Source organism: Paraburkholderia heleia NBRC 101817, assembly GCF_000739775.1.
In the GTDB taxonomy this organism is placed as follows: Bacteria; Pseudomonadota; Gammaproteobacteria; order Burkholderiales; family Burkholderiaceae; genus Paraburkholderia; species Paraburkholderia heleia.
The window spans coordinates 62262-75910 of the sequence record NZ_BBJH01000009.1 but is presented as its reverse complement, the minus strand read 5'-3'; the positions used below and the strand labels follow the sequence as shown (position 1 = coordinate 75910).

The following is a 13649-nucleotide window of genomic DNA, read 5'->3' as shown; positions in this document are numbered from 1 at the left end:
CCTGCACCTTGATCGATAGTGAAAAAATTGCCCCGTGCCCGCCTCAACACGGGCGCCCCGTTGCCGCCTAGAACGGATACTGCGGGACGGCGTCCTTGACCGTCACCCATTGCCAGTGCGTGTACTGCTCCCAGTCGGCGGGACCGCCCACGCTGGTGCCATTGCCCGAGGCCCCCGTTCCGCCGAACGGATTGATGACCTCGTCGGCAACGGTCTGGTCGTTGATATGCAGCAGTCCTGTATGCAAGCGCTCGCCGATTGCCATGGCGCGCCCGACCGACGCCGAAATCACGCCTGCCGACAGACCATATTCGGTGCGGTTGGCCAGATCCACTGCCTCGTCGTCAGTGTCGAACGGAATCACGCTGGCGACCGGCCCGAAAATCTCTTCGTCGAAGGCGCGCATACCCGGCCTGACACCGGACAGCACCGTCGGCGCATAGAAAAGACCTTCATGCGTGCCGCCGGCCTCGACCACCGCACCGGCCGCCACCGACGCGCCGACGATATCGACGACGTTCTGCAACTGACGCTGATCGATGATCGGCCCGAGCGCAACCTGCGCGGCGGCGGGATCGCCCACCGGCAGGTGGCGTGCCTTCCCGGCCAGACGCTTGGTCAGTTCGCCGGCGATGCTGCGATGCGCCAGCACGCGTCCCGTCGCCATGCAGATCTGCCCCTGGTGGAACCAGGCGCCAAAGGCGATCGCCGAAGCGGCCTTGTCCAGATCGGCGTCATCGAGGACGATCAATGAATTCTTGCCGCCCAGTTCGAGCGACACCTTCTTCAGGTGCCGGCCGGCCAGTTCGCCGATCTTGCGGCCAGCGCCCGTCGATCCGGTGAACGCAAGCATCGGCACGCCGGGGGCCTCGACCAGCGCCTGCCCGACGTCCGCGCCCCCGGGCAGCACATGCAGCAGACCCTTGGGCAGGCCCGCGGCGGCTAGCACTTCGGCGATCACGAAGCCGCCTGCGTAGGGTGTACGCGGGTCCGGCTTGAGAATCACGGCGTTGCCAACCGCGAGCGCCGGCGCGACTGAGCGCAGTGACAACACCAGTGGGAAATTGAACGGCGAAATCACGCCGATCACGCCCAGCGGCAGTTGACGCGCGAGGCTCAGTCGCCCCGGCGCGCTTGGCAGCACCCGGCCATTGGCTTCCAGCGGCATCGCTGCAGCGCGCTGCAACAGCACGATGGCTTCGCGTACCTCATGCTCGCCCTTGGCCAGGATGCCACCGGTCTCCCGGGCAATCAGGGCGGCGGCGGCCGGCGCCTGCTCCTGCAGCAGCGCTGCGGCACGATGAAATACCGCGGCGCGATCGCGCGGTGGCGTTGCAGCCCACGCACGCTGTGCCGCGCGCGCTGCACGCACGGCGACCGTCACCTCCTCCGGCGTGGCCTTGCCGACCCGATGCAGCGGCCGGCCGGAAGCCGGCTCGACGACTTCAATCGCGCCGGGCACGCTCACCCAGTCGCCATTGAAGATCTTGCCCTGCCACGTGTCGGCACAGGCCATGGTAAAAGCGGTTGGATTGCTCATGACAGATGTCTCCCGATGTAACTGGACGTGGTTAGATCGCTGTGGCGGCCAGGCCGCCGTCGACGGGCAGATTGACGCCGTTGATCCAGCGCGCGGAATCGGATGCCAGAAACACGATGGCTTCGGCGACCTCGTCGGCGTAGGCGGGACGCTTCATCTTCCCGGCATCGGCCTCAACGCGCTCCGGCCCGAGCATCGTGACGAAATCGCCGAGAATTGGCGTAAAGACCGGACCGGGCGCCACGCTGTTGACACGCACCGAGTGCCGCGCGAACCAGTCCTGCGAACGGCGTGCGCTCCAGACGATCAGCGCTTCCTTGAAATACTGATAGCAGGTGGCCTGGGGCACGGGATGCGCACTTAGCCATTGAGATCCGCCATCGAAACCAGCGGTCTCCGCCAATTCCCGATGTACGGCCAGTCGCTGCGGCCACTCTGCGCCGAGAATCGATGTGACATTGATGACGCTGCCGCCCGATGCGATGCGCGGGAGCAACGCTTCGCTGAGATAGCGCAGACCTAGATAGTTGACGCGAGCAACGGTATCCACGGGTGCCGTGCCTGGTACGCCCGCGATATTGGCCAGCGAGTCGATGCGGGTGGGCAACTGGGCGACAAGTGCATCGATGGAGGATGGATCGCCAAGATCGGCCTGGTGAAACGCATCGAGTGTCATGTTGACGGGCTGCCGGTCGATGCCGATTACGCGCGCACCGTGATACCTTGCGAGCCGGGCAGTCTCGGCGCCAATACCGGACGCCACGCCGGTGACGATCAGGGTTTTTCCGTACAGGTTCATGCACTTGTCTCCTTTGTTATGGTCGGACGCCATGCATAGTTTTACACCATAATCATTACATTGCATAACTATTTTTTTGACCCGTGGCGAGCCGAAGATGCAGGAGGAGACGATCGAAAAACCTGGCTCCTGCGTGGGATGGCATGCGTTTCAGTTTTGCCCGTGAAAGCGGACTGCCGCGGCATGCGAGGTGTCGTGAGGTCGGCACAGCTTTGCGAGAGGCAGTGGCTGGCCTGCGGGTTCATATCCTGCCCCGTCATGGACAACATGCGGGTCAGCGAATGGAGACGCGCAGGCGTGGGGCGGTCGCGCTCGCTGCGCTTCACGATTTCCGTGTATGTCGCGTGCGTGACGTCGCGCTTGTCAGCGTCTCAGGGATTAAACAGTTCCAGCAGCATGCCAGGAATTTCATCCCGAAACCGCTTGCTCGCGGCGGGATTCGTGAACGCTGCGGGTTGCCTCTGAAATGCGTCCAGGAAACGGGAAAGTTCGGCGCCCACACGTTCGCCCTCGTCGGTCGGCACAGGCACCACGTTGTGCTCGAGCAGTGTCACCGCCTTCTCTCCTGGCACAGCGATGGCGAGCGCGTGCAGGTCGCCGGTGGGAATGCTGACGCCGAGATAATGCATCGCAGACCGGCGCAACGCACCGGGCGACGTTCCGCGCATGCCCGCGGCGATTGCCATCGACAGCTACGCGAAGGCGACGCCTCCCGCACGCAGCGCCGATTTCGAAGGCCCGTTCGCGCCCGACGGCACGCCTGAGCGCGACCTGAGCGTGCTGCTGCTCGACCTCTACGCGCTCGCGAATCAAATCGGCATTGGCGAAGTCGAGAACGGCTTTTTCCGGCTGCTGTCTTCGCATCTTGCGTTCGAAGCCGGCTGGACCGGCGTCACGACGCACACGGCCACGGGTCCGGTCATGCACAACAGATTTACCTGGTGTCTCCAGACCCGCATCCCGGTTTTCTGCAATTTGCATATACGCATTCGTCGTTTAACAGACGTGAATGGCGTCGCTAGCATGCATGGTTCCTCGACTTCATGCTTCGACGCTCACCATGTCCACCGTCGCTCTTCCGTCCTCTACCGCGGGCGCTTGCACGCCACAAACGTCCCCTGCTCCCACCGTCATCCGCTCGGCGCAGGACGTATCGCGCATCGTCAACGCGGGCGCAGCAAAAGGAAGCAATGCCCGCATCGTGATCGCGATTGCGCTCGGAGGCGTCTTTCTCGACGCCTACGATCTGACTTCACTCGCCTATGGCATCAAGGACATCGCGAAGCAGTTCGCATTGACTCCCGTGCAGGTCGGCTTCGTGTCGTCGGCGATCACGTTCGGCGCCATTCTGGGCGCGCTGTTCGGCGGCTATCTGACGGACCGGATCGGCCGATATCGGGTATTCATGGCGGACATGCTGTTCTTTGTCGTCGCGGCGATTGCAGCCGGTCTCGCGCCCAATGCGTGGGTGCTCGGCGCCGCCCGTTTTCTGATGGGTTTCGGCGTCGGACTCGATCTACCCGTTGCGATGGCATTTCTCGCCGAGTTCTCCCGCGTAGCAGGAAAAGGCAACAAGGCAGCAAGCGTCGCCGCGTGGTGCCCCGCGTGGTACGCGGCAACCAGCACCTGCTATCTGTTGATTCTCGGCATGTACGCCGTCCTGCCCGAGCATCAGCTTGGCTGGCTGTGGCGATTCACGCTCGCGTTCGGCGCGGTGCCCGCCATCGTCATCATCCTGGTGCGCAGCCGCTACATCAGCGAGTCGCCCGTCTGGGCTGCCAACCATGGAGATCTGGAAGGCGCGGCGCGCATCCTGAAGCGAACCTACGGCGTGGATGCCGTCGTCGAGCGGAGCCCGGCACCCATCGCACAACCTCGCCGGGCTTCATGGCGAAACTACGGGGTACTCTTCAACGCCACGTACCGCAAACGCACGATACTCGCCGCCGTCATCGGCAGCGCGTCGTCGTTCGGTTACAACGCCATCATCTTCGGCTTGCCTGTCATCATCACGAGTTTCTTCGCGCAAGGTCCGCTAACGACGATCGTCGCCTCGCTCACGCTGAATCTGGTATTTGCGTTCGTCGGCGGGCTGATCGGCGTGCGCACTGCGCCCACGGTCGGCGCGTGGAAGATGACGGTTCTCGGGCATACGTTGCAATTTGCGGCGCTGATCGGACTGGCGCTAATCGGCAAACCGAGCGGCGGCGCGCTGGTGGTCGTCGCGATTCTGTTGCTGGGCGGCTACCTCTTCGGGCAAGGCTTCGGCCCCGGTTCCCATTCAATGACCTATGCGTCGCTCAGTTACCCGACTTCGCTGCGCGGCATTGGCGTGGGATTCAACCAGACCCTCGTGCGCACGGCATCGACGATTTCGCTGTTTCTGTTTCCTGTACTGGCAGCCGCGCTCGGTACGAAAGTGTTCTGGGTCATCGCCATTGCACCGTTGACGTCACTGCTGGTGTTGCTCGCGATCCGTTGGGAGCCGTCGGGTTATGACATCGATGGAGAGGATTATCTCGGTGCGAGCGCTGACGCCAACCGCTGATGCGAACATCGCTCAGCGCGTGAAAGCCTGACGCCCGCACGCCACCACTACACGAAGACTGTCGCGATACCTTCCAGTAGTGTGTCGCGCAGTGCGTTCATCCTGGGTTCGCGCAAATCGCGCGGCCGCGGCGCGTCGATACGGATATCGCGTGCGATATGGCTCGGACGGTCGTCGCCGGCCGGCGAAAGCACGAGCACGCGATCCGACAGATGCAGCGCTTCATCCAGATCGTGCGTGACCAGTAACGCGGTCGTACCGTGCGCCCGCGCCAGGGCAAGCAACACGCGCTGAAGGCGGGAGCGTGTGATCGCGTCGACGGCGCTGAACGGTTCATCGAGCAACAGCAGATCGGGCTCTGCAAACAGCCCGCGAGCGAGCGCAACACGCTGCGCCATGCCGCCCGAAAGCTGCTTCGGCAGCACGTCGTGAACGCCTGACAAACCAACCTCCGTCAGCAGCGCAGCGACGCGCGGATCGTCGCCACGCCGAGGTCCAGCAGCGAACGCGATGTTCTCGGCTACGCGTAGCCACGGCAGCAGCCTTGGCTCCTGGAAGATCATGCCGATTCTGTCCGAGGGACCGCGCTGCACTTGCCGCTCGAGCAGCACCAAACCATCCGTATGTGCGTCGAGGCCCGCAATTGCCCGCAGCAGCGTGCTTTTCCCACATCCACTCGGGCCGACCAGACTCACGATCTCGCCGCGCGCCAGTTCGAACGAAACATGCTCGAACACCGTGCGCGCACCGAAGCGCCGCGTCAGCCCTCGCACTTCCAGCAACGATGCCGGCGGCAACGTCATTGTGTATCTCCCAAAACATGGCGCGCATCCCGCCATGACAGCGCGCGCGTTTCAATCAGCTTGAACGCACCGTCACTCAGTTTGCCGAGCAGCGCCAGCAACAGGATCGCACCAAACACGAGATCGGGCCTGCCCGTCTCGCGGCCATCGCTGAGCAGATAGCCAAGACCGCGCGTCGCGGCGATCAGTTCGGCCGCGACCATGAACATCCACGCGAGACTCAGTCCCGTGCGCAGACCGGTAAAAATCTGCGGCATCGACGCGGGCAGCAGAATGCGTGTGAACATCGCCCGCGTCGTCAGCCGGTTGAGTTCACCGAATTCGATCAGCTTGCGATCCACGCCGTGAATACCCGCGACGACGCTCAATTGCACCGGAAAGAAGGCACCAATCGCGATGAGCATGATCTTCGGCGCTTCATCGATACCCATCCAGAGCAGCAGGATGGGCACCCATGCCAGCGATGGAATCGCCCGCAGCGCCTGAAACGTCGGGTCGAGCAGCGCGTCGACGCGGCGGCTCAGCCCCATGGCCGCGCCGATCAGCAACGCGAGCACCGAGCCGAGCGCGAAGCCGGCATAGACGCGCGCGACGCTGGCGCCGATATGCCGCGCCACGCGTGCGCCGCCGAGATCCCACAGCGTCTGCATGATGGCGCTCGGCGCAGGCACGAGATGCGCCGGCAGCACACCGCCGCGCACCAGCAGTTCGATCCCGGCGAGGAATACGGCAGGCACTGCAAAGCCTGCGTAACGCCACCATCGCAGTGTGTCGCGTGGACGCCTGGACCGTGGCCGTTGGCTTGTGGAACCCGGCAAGGAGTCGCGCGTGTCTAGCGCGAGTGTCCGTTCAGTGGCGGCCATGGGGAATGCCTGTACGGGTCGCCGCGCGCGTCATTGCGCGCCGTTGCTCGCAATGACGGGCTGGGCGAGCTTCGAATCGATCAGCGCGTCGATGACCTGATTCAGGTCGGTGCCGCTTTTTACGAGTTGTTCGTCGACCAGAATTGGCGCGGCTGCCTTGAGCGCGGCAACTTGCTGCGCGCCGGGTTGCGGATGGCTGAAGTCGTTGCGGCTGAGTTGCAACTTCGCCACTGCCAGCGACACTTTCGATTCCTCCGAGATGATCTTCGCCGTATCGTCGGGGTGTACGGCAATCCACCCACGCGCTTTTTCATAGACTTTCAACACACGCGCCAGCGCGTCCGGATGCGCCTGAATGAAATCTTCACGCGCGTCGAGCAGACCCCATGTGTTGAAGTCGATGTTGCGGTATAGCAGGCGCGCACCGTTATCGACTTCTGCTGCCGCCATATGCGGATCGAGCCCGGCCCATGCATCCACCTGTCCGTTCACGAGCGCCGTGCGCCCATCCGGATGCTGGAGATTGACGATTTCAACGTCATCGCGCGTCAGACCCACGGTATGCAATGCGCGCAACGTGAAGAGGAACGGATCAGTGCCCTTGGTCGCCGCGATCTTCTTGCCTCTCAGATCAGTAAGGCTTTTGATGGGCGAGTCCTTGCGGACGACGAGCGCCGTCCATTCAGGGCGCGAAAAGACATAGACGGCACGGATCGGATTGCCGTTTGCCTTGCCAAGCACTGCGGCGAGACCGGCTGTCGAGCCGATGTCGATAGCGCCGCTATTCAGATACTCCAGCGCGCGATTGCTGCCAAGGCTCAGTACCCACTTGACCTGCGTATGATCGGCGGCGAACGCCTGTTCGAGCCAGCCATTGCGTTTGATCACGAGGCTTTCCGGCGAGTAATACGCGTAGTCGAGCTTCAGTTCGGTGAGCGGCGCGGCCTGCGTGCTGCCGAAGTAGCACAGCGCGAGCGCGGCGGCTGCCGTCGTCATGATCTGGCGCAGAACGAGCGCGCGGCGCGTCCGTGTTGAGAATGCAAAGCCTCGAACCGATGCCATCGATTGTCCTTATGATCGCTTGTGACGTAAGCGGCCAATGTAGCGAAGCCGGTCGCATCTGCGAACCAATTAAAGTTCAGAATCAAAGCAGTCCCGGCGCTATTCCAGAATTAGTGCCTGAATTTCGGCTGAGCCGGATTCAAAGCATTATTCCGTATAAGCATTCAAGCACTCGACCGCAGGCTGCTAGCAAGGACCCGCACGTTTTGCGCCACTATGGCAAGTCCTCGGTCGAACTCGATAGCAGCGGCTGCTGGCAGCGCGCGCCGTGCAGATGTTCGACGACGCACGGGCGAGTGCCGTCTGCGTCATTCGAAAATCGGCACCCGTCATAAGCAATTCCAGATTCGATAGTAGGACTCGCTCGTCTGGACTGGTCCAATACAGGATTGGCCTTGCCCGAAACGAGCCGTGGCGTCTGCGTGGCGAGCGAGGGGTTTGAAAGGCTTTTTCGAGTTCGTGTGAGCCCATATGTCTACTGTCGAATCTTCCTCTGCCGCAACACAGTTGCCGCGCAGTCCGGACCCTGCGCACGTGAAGCACATCACGGACGATGCCGCCGCCCTCACGGCCGCCCACGCTCTGGCGGCGGCTTTTGCAGCAGGCGCATCGGAGCGCGACCGCGAGCGTATCCTGCCATGGCCAGAACTTGACCTGTGGTCCGAAAGCGGACTCGGTGCAATCACCGTGCCGCGCGAATACGGCGGCGCGGATGTCTCTTACGCCACACTGGCCGAAGTATTCGTGATCCTCTGCGCTGCCGATCCCGCACTCGGCCAGATTCCGCAAAATCACTTCGGCGTGCTGGGTGTGCTGCGTGAAATCGGCACGCACGAGCAGAAAGCGCGCCTGTACGGTGAAGTGCTGGCCGGCCGCCGGCTCGGCAATGCGGGACCGGAACGCCGCTCTGCAACATCGTCGACGATCCTGCAAGGCACGACCCGTCTACGCGAAACGCCAGACGGCTTGCGCCTCGACGGCAAACGTTTCTATTCGACGGGCGCGCTGTTCGCGCATCGCGTCCCGGCGCGCGCGACGGACGATGCAGGACGCGCTGTGCAGGTCTGGGTGCCGCGCGATGCGCCGGGTCTGAGCGTGATCGACGACTGGCGCTCGTTCGGTCAGCGCACCACGGCCAGCGGCACGGTGATTTTCGACGACGTCCGCATCGATCCACAGGATGTTCTGCCCATCTGGCAACTCGCCGACCGCCCCGGCCTGTTCGGTCCGACCTCGCAGTTGATCCAGGCCGCGATCGATCAGGGCATCGCCGAGGCAGCCGTCGCCGATACGCTCGCGTTCGTGCGCGAGCGCGCGAGACCGTGGATCGATTCCGGCCTGGATCGCGCTACGGACGATCCCTACATCATCGCCGACGTCGGCCGTTTGCAGATCGATCTGCACGCTGCGCGCGAAGTGTTGCTGGAAACGGGCCATACGCTCGATGCGATCGCCGGCGCGCCGATCGACGCCGAAGCCAGCGCGCGGGCGTCGGTTGCCGTTGCCGAGGCCAAAGTGCTGACCACGCGCATCGCCCTCGATGCGAGCGAAAAGCTGTTCGAACTGGCCGGGTCCGCTTCGACGCGCGCCGCGCACAACCTCGACCGTCACTGGCGCAATGCCCGCACGCATACGCTGCATGACCCTGTGCGCTGGAAGCTGCATCTACTCGGCAACTATCACCTGAATCACGTGCTGCCTGCGCGGCATTCGTGGAACTGAACCATGACTATCGATCTGTCTGAAGAAACGCGCGACAGCGCGGTGACGCGCGGTGCCCCGCCCGAATCGCGTGCGTCACGCACGCCCGACCGGATCCTCGACGATGCGCATGCACTGCGTGTTGCACGGCGTCTCGCCGAAGCCTTCGCAGCCGACGCCGCCGCACGCGACCGCGAACGCCGTCTGCCGTGGGCCGAACTCGACGCGTTCGTCTCGAGCGGGCTGTGGGCGATCACCGTGCCGCGTGAATTCGGCGGTGCGGGCGTGAGCAGCGGCACGCTCGCGGAAGTGACGGCGACGGTCTCGGCTGCCGACGGTTCGCTCGGCCAGATTCCGCAAAATCATTTCTATGCGCTCGAAGTGCTGCGCGTCGGCGGCAACGAGGCGCAGCAGCGCTTCTTCTACGACCGGGTACTGGCAGGCGAGCGCTTCGGCAACGCACTGGCCGAAACCGGCCACAAGGATTTCCGGCGCCGTACGAGACTGACGCGCACGGCAGCGGGCTGGCATATCGACGGGCGCAAGTTCTATTGCACGGGCGCACTCTACGCGCACTGGATTCCTACCCTCGTGATCACGGAAGAGCGCGGACACGACCTGACCTACCTTGCGTTCGTGCCGCGCGATGCGCAAGGCGTCGACGTGATCGACGACTGGGACGGCTTCGGCCAGCGGGTCACAGGCAGCGGCTCGGTTCGGTTCAGCCATGTGCACGTCGAACCGGAATGGGTCGTGCCGTTTCAGGCTTCGTTCGAACGTCCGACGACCATCGGACCCCTCGCGCAGATCATGCATGCCGCAATCGATCTCGGGCAGGCGCGCGGCGCGTTCCACGCCGCGTTGGACTTCGTGCGCGAGCACGCGCGGCCCTGGATCGACGCAAGGGTTGACCGCGCCGCCGACGATCCGCTGACCATCACGCAGTTCGGCGATCTGGCCGTGCGCCTGCGCGCAGCCGAGGCGTTGCTGCGCCGTGCGGGACGGTTTGTCGATGCGGCGCAGGCCGAGCCGACGGAGCGTTCGGTGGCACAGGCGTCGGTCGCTGTCGCGCAGGCGCGCGCACTCAGCACGACCATCTCGCTCGACGCGGGCTCGCGGCTGTTCGAACTGGCAGGCACGTCCGCGACACTCGACGGACTCGGCCTCGACCGCTTCTGGCGCAACGCCCGCACGCACACGCTGCATGATCCCGTGCGCTGGAAGTATCACGCGGTGGGCAACTTCTACCTCAACGACAAGCTGCCGCCGCGGCACGGAGCCTTGTGATGGCAAGAAAACAGATTTTGCTCAATGCGTTCAACATGAACTGCGTGGGTCATATCAATCACGGCTTGTGGACGCATCCGCGCGACCGCTCGGCTGATTATCGTCAGTTGCCGTACTGGACCGATCTTGCCCGCACGCTGGAACGTGGCCTGTTCGATGGACTGTTTCTCGCCGATATCGTCGGTGTGTACGACGTCTATCAGCACAACGTCGACGTGACCTTGCGCGAGTCGATCCAGTTGCCCGTCAACGATCCACTGCTACTGGTCTCGGCGATGGCCGCCGTCACCGAACATCTCGGCTTTGGCGTCACTGTCAATCTCACATACGAGCAGCCCTATCTGCTCGCGCGCCGCTTCTCGACCCTCGATCATCTGACGCAAGGACGCATCGGCTGGAATATCGTCACCGGTTACCTCGACAGCGCGGCGCGTGCGATGGGCCGGACCGGACAGCTAGCGCACGACGAGCGCTACGAGCGCGCGGATGAGTATCTCGATGTGCTCTACAAGCTGTGGGAAGGCAGTTGGGAGGCAGGCGCCGTGCGGCGCGACAAGGCAGCGCGCGTGTACGCGGACCCAGCCAAAGTGCATGCGGTTCGACATGCGGGACGCTACTACAACGTCGACGGCTATCACCTTGCCGAGCCGTCGCCGCAGCGCACGCCCGTCCTGTTCCAGGCGGGCAGTTCCGGACGCGGCCAGCGCTTTGCCGCGCGTCACGCCGAATGCGTATTCATCTCGCCGCCGAACCGCAAGGTCGCGCGCGAAACGGTGCAGACCCTGCGCGAACAGCTCGCGCAGGCGGGACGCCGTCCCGACGACGTCAAGGTCTTCGCGGGCACCGCCGTCGTGGCCGGGAAGACCGAACACGAAGCGCGCGAGAAATACGCCGACTATCTGCACTACGCGAGCCGCGAAGCCGGGCTCGCACATTTTGCGGCGAGCACGGGCATCGACTATTCGCAATACGATCTCGACTCGCCGGTCGACTACACGCCTGGCAATGCCATCGAGTCGGCCACGCGCACGGCGAAACAGCATGGCTGGACGCGCCGCAAGCTGCTCGAGATGTTCGAGCTCGGCGGACGCTATCCCGCGATTGTGGGCAGTGCCGCGCAGGTGGCGGACGAGCTGGAAGCATGGATCGACGAGACGGGTATCGACGGTTTCAATCTGAGCCGCACGGTGGTGCCCGAGAGCTATGAGGATTTCATCGATCTCGTCGTGCCCGAATTGCAAAGCCGTGGCCTCTACAAGACCGCGTACGCCGACGGTACGCTGCGCCAGCGATTTTTCGGCGAGGGCGATCATCTGCCAGAGCGGCATGCGGCTGCAGCCTTCCGCCGCCCTGCCCCGGCGAACCCATCCAACGATACGACCGATCAAAAGGGCGTCCACGAACGCCTCGCGAAGGAGCATTCATGAGTCTCGATATTTTCTGGTTTCTGCCGACTTCCGGCGATACGCGCTATCTTGGCAAGTCCGATTTCGGCCGTGCGCCGACCAACGGGTAGCCGCGAGCACGTCATTACCCATAATTCACCTTAAAATCAGCGCGCTACAGGACATCAGCAGAGAAAAAGCCGGAATGGCCCGAAAGGCCCATGGGGCGGAAGGCGGCAAACTACAACTCCCGCCCGGAAAGCGCCGCCAGGTATGACTCCCACCTCGACGAACCGTCACATACCCATAATCGTACCCATACTTCCATGCAGCGGCCCCGGAAATCGTGGATACGCTGTTATGGCATATTGCAAAGTCCGATGCGCCCGGGCCTTGAGGCAACCTTGGCTTGACTGTGGCCGCTTGACTCGCCGCCCACAATGCGAAAATCGACGTGACCCGTTAGTGGAGCAAGCAGTCTATGATCGAATACGTGAGCGACGCCCTGCTCGCCGCGCTTTTCCCGCTGGATGCCGGTGGCCCCCGAATATTGCGAATCGCTGGGCCGACTCAGCTCGACCCGACCGTTGAGGCTAGCGGAATCGACTTTGACGGGACCCGGCACTTTGTTTTTCTCGCTGATGTGAAGATCTACGCGGGACAGGACGAGCAGTTTGTGAGGGAGACCGCCGCCGCCTGGAACGGAGGCTTTGTGCCAGCCCCGGATTCACGGCTGGTCAAATTCTTTCGCGCCGAGGCGGACCGAGAGACCATGTCTTACCCGGACAAATGGCCGCCGCCGGATCCCACGAAGATCTGGCAGTTCAGCGAGGCGCTCGGTATGGCGCTGCTGGCGCACGCCGACGCCTTCCCGGCGACGGACCAATACTTCTACATGCCTCAGACTGGGAAACTGGACGCGTTATGTAATAGGCTGGCGCGAAATTGAGCGCGGCGAATTGGGGGCAACATTTCGCTGTGTTACCCGCCCGGCATCTGATGAAGGAGCTTTTTGTGGCTTTGAACGCATCTAGCAAGCTTCGCCCGAAGTTGATTGCGCTGCAAAAACGCGGGGTCGCCGCGCTCGTTCAGCGTACCGAGGCTGCGGCCGAGAGCGGCGCACTTGCGGGGAACAACGCCCGCGAGACGTATCGCGCGACGGTACGAGTCCGGTCAAGGCGCACTGAGAACTCAGAATCGTAAGCGGTTCGATATTCTTTCGGCCGAACAAAATGCCACCGCAAGGTGGCGTTTTGTTGCGGGAAAGCCCAGCGTTACTGTCATAAGTGGCGTAATTTGGCGGTTTGGGGATCTGGCTGGCCGGACCGAGACAGTTGAAAAATTGGCGCGCCTTCGCGCCACTCTTCGCCGCTTCGTCGGTGGCCAAGCGTTTTGGCAGCGTGCGCGACGCGCTGGCAGCGGGTCCGTTATTCTTCATGGAACTGATGAAGGCGCTCGGCAGCACGGACGGCAGGAAAATAGCGCTCGAGCTAGATGCACTGAATCTGCAAGGCGTGTTGCGCCGCACGCAGGATGGCGAATGGGCGCTGGAAGGCAGTGCCGATAAAACGTAGCGGTTACGGCCTCTCTCCTCAGAGAGCGAGTGCCATGTCGATGCTCATAGCAGACACCAGGCGGCGGCACGCGAGTCTTCATGGCGC

General features: G+C 63.3%; 12 protein-coding genes. 6 read left to right on the top strand and 6 right to left on the bottom strand.

What is annotated here, in order from left to right; translation table 11 throughout:
* Positions 1–67: 67 nt before the first annotated feature.
* The 3 genes from BHE01S_RS10300 to BHE01S_RS10290 all read right to left on the bottom strand — a co-directional run bounded on the left by BHE01S_RS10300 (position 68) and on the right by BHE01S_RS10290 (position 3025).
* Positions 68–1540, bottom strand: a complete 1473-nt coding sequence (locus BHE01S_RS10300) for a benzaldehyde dehydrogenase (RefSeq protein ID WP_042263439.1) — start codon at positions 1538–1540, stop codon at positions 68–70.
* A 31-nt stretch (positions 1541–1571) separates the two neighbouring features.
* Positions 1572–2339: a coniferyl-alcohol dehydrogenase gene (locus BHE01S_RS10295; RefSeq protein ID WP_042263681.1), complete on the bottom strand. Its 768-nt coding sequence runs from the start codon at positions 2337–2339 to the stop codon at positions 1572–1574.
* Between the two features lie 371 nt (positions 2340–2710).
* The gene (locus BHE01S_RS10290; RefSeq protein ID WP_042263437.1) at positions 2711–3025 is read right to left on the bottom strand and encodes a hypothetical protein; all 315 of its coding nucleotides are present in this window, start codon (positions 3023–3025) and stop codon (positions 2711–2713) included.
* Positions 3026–3399: 374 nt separating this feature from the next.
* Between BHE01S_RS10290 and BHE01S_RS10285 the strand changes: the two genes are divergently transcribed.
* A complete protein-coding gene (locus BHE01S_RS10285) occupies positions 3400–4887 on the top strand; it encodes an MFS transporter (RefSeq protein WP_042263434.1) in 1488 nt (495 codons plus the stop codon).
* A 47-nt stretch (positions 4888–4934) separates the two neighbouring features.
* On the opposite strand, the gene BHE01S_RS10280 is transcribed toward BHE01S_RS10285, so the two are convergent.
* Genes BHE01S_RS10280 through BHE01S_RS10270 form a run of 3 tightly spaced genes read right to left on the bottom strand, consistent with a single transcriptional unit; the run spans position 4935 to position 7615 of the window.
* Positions 4935–5690 carry an ABC transporter ATP-binding protein gene (locus tag BHE01S_RS10280; RefSeq protein ID WP_042263432.1) on the bottom strand — a complete coding sequence of 252 codons (756 nt, stop codon included), beginning with the start codon at positions 5688–5690 and terminating at the stop codon, positions 4935–4937.
* On the bottom strand, positions 5687–6553 hold the full coding sequence (locus BHE01S_RS10275; protein ID WP_042263430.1) for an ABC transporter permease: 867 nt from the start codon (positions 6551–6553) through the stop codon (positions 5687–5689). Before BHE01S_RS10275 ends, BHE01S_RS10280 begins: the two co-directional genes overlap by 4 nt.
* A 30-nt stretch (positions 6554–6583) precedes the next feature.
* Positions 6584–7615, bottom strand: a complete 1032-nt coding sequence (locus tag BHE01S_RS10270; protein ID WP_042263428.1) for an aliphatic sulfonate ABC transporter substrate-binding protein — start codon at positions 7613–7615, stop codon at positions 6584–6586.
* 471 nt (positions 7616–8086) lie between these two features.
* On the opposite strand from BHE01S_RS10270, the gene BHE01S_RS10265 reads away from it, so the two are divergent.
* From BHE01S_RS10265 to BHE01S_RS10245, 5 genes are all read left to right on the top strand, one after another.
* Positions 8087–9337 carry an SfnB family sulfur acquisition oxidoreductase gene (locus BHE01S_RS10265; RefSeq protein ID WP_042263427.1) on the top strand — a complete coding sequence of 417 codons (1251 nt, stop codon included), beginning with the start codon at positions 8087–8089 and terminating at the stop codon, positions 9335–9337.
* Positions 9338–9340: 3 nt separating this feature from the next.
* Complete coding sequence (locus BHE01S_RS10260) at positions 9341–10603, top strand: SfnB family sulfur acquisition oxidoreductase (RefSeq protein WP_042263425.1); 1263 nt, start codon at positions 9341–9343, stop codon at positions 10601–10603.
* A complete protein-coding gene (locus tag BHE01S_RS10255) occupies positions 10603–12030 on the top strand; it encodes an LLM class flavin-dependent oxidoreductase (protein ID WP_042263423.1) in 1428 nt (475 codons plus the stop codon). Before BHE01S_RS10260 ends, BHE01S_RS10255 begins: the two co-directional genes overlap by 1 nt.
* 439 nt (positions 12031–12469) lie before the next feature.
* Positions 12470–12937, top strand: a complete 468-nt coding sequence (locus BHE01S_RS10250) for a hypothetical protein (RefSeq protein ID WP_245639696.1) — start codon at positions 12470–12472, stop codon at positions 12935–12937.
* Positions 12938–13292: 355 nt separating this feature from the next.
* Positions 13293–13562 (top strand): hypothetical protein, encoded by a 270-nt coding sequence (locus tag BHE01S_RS10245; protein ID WP_157025278.1) that lies wholly within the window; start codon positions 13293–13295, stop codon positions 13560–13562.
* Positions 13563–13649 lie beyond the last annotated feature (87 nt).

Bases quoted from the DNA above. Each gene is read 5' to 3' on its own strand.
- BHE01S_RS10300 (WP_042263439.1), bottom strand. From the start codon at position 1,540: ATGAGCAATCCAACCGCTTTTACCATGGCCTGTGCCGACACGTGGCAG.
- BHE01S_RS10295 (WP_042263681.1), bottom strand. From the start codon at position 2,339: ATGAACCTGTACGGAAAAACCCTGATCGTCACCGGCGTGGCGTCCGGT.
- BHE01S_RS10290 (WP_042263437.1), bottom strand. From the start codon at position 3,025: ATGGCAATCGCCGCGGGCATGCGCGGAACGTCGCCCGGTGCGTTGCGC.
- BHE01S_RS10285 (WP_042263434.1), top strand. From the start codon at position 3,400: ATGTCCACCGTCGCTCTTCCGTCCTCTACCGCGGGCGCTTGCACGCCA.
- BHE01S_RS10280 (WP_042263432.1), bottom strand. From the start codon at position 5,690: ATGACGTTGCCGCCGGCATCGTTGCTGGAAGTGCGAGGGCTGACGCGG.
- BHE01S_RS10275 (WP_042263430.1), bottom strand. From the start codon at position 6,553: ATGGCCGCCACTGAACGGACACTCGCGCTAGACACGCGCGACTCCTTG.
- BHE01S_RS10270 (WP_042263428.1), bottom strand. From the start codon at position 7,615: ATGGCATCGGTTCGAGGCTTTGCATTCTCAACACGGACGCGCCGCGCG.
- BHE01S_RS10265 (WP_042263427.1), top strand. From the start codon at position 8,087: ATGTCTACTGTCGAATCTTCCTCTGCCGCAACACAGTTGCCGCGCAGT.
- BHE01S_RS10260 (WP_042263425.1), top strand. From the start codon at position 9,341: ATGACTATCGATCTGTCTGAAGAAACGCGCGACAGCGCGGTGACGCGC.
- BHE01S_RS10255 (WP_042263423.1), top strand. From the start codon at position 10,603: ATGGCAAGAAAACAGATTTTGCTCAATGCGTTCAACATGAACTGCGTG.
- BHE01S_RS10250 (WP_245639696.1), top strand. From the start codon at position 12,470: ATGATCGAATACGTGAGCGACGCCCTGCTCGCCGCGCTTTTCCCGCTG.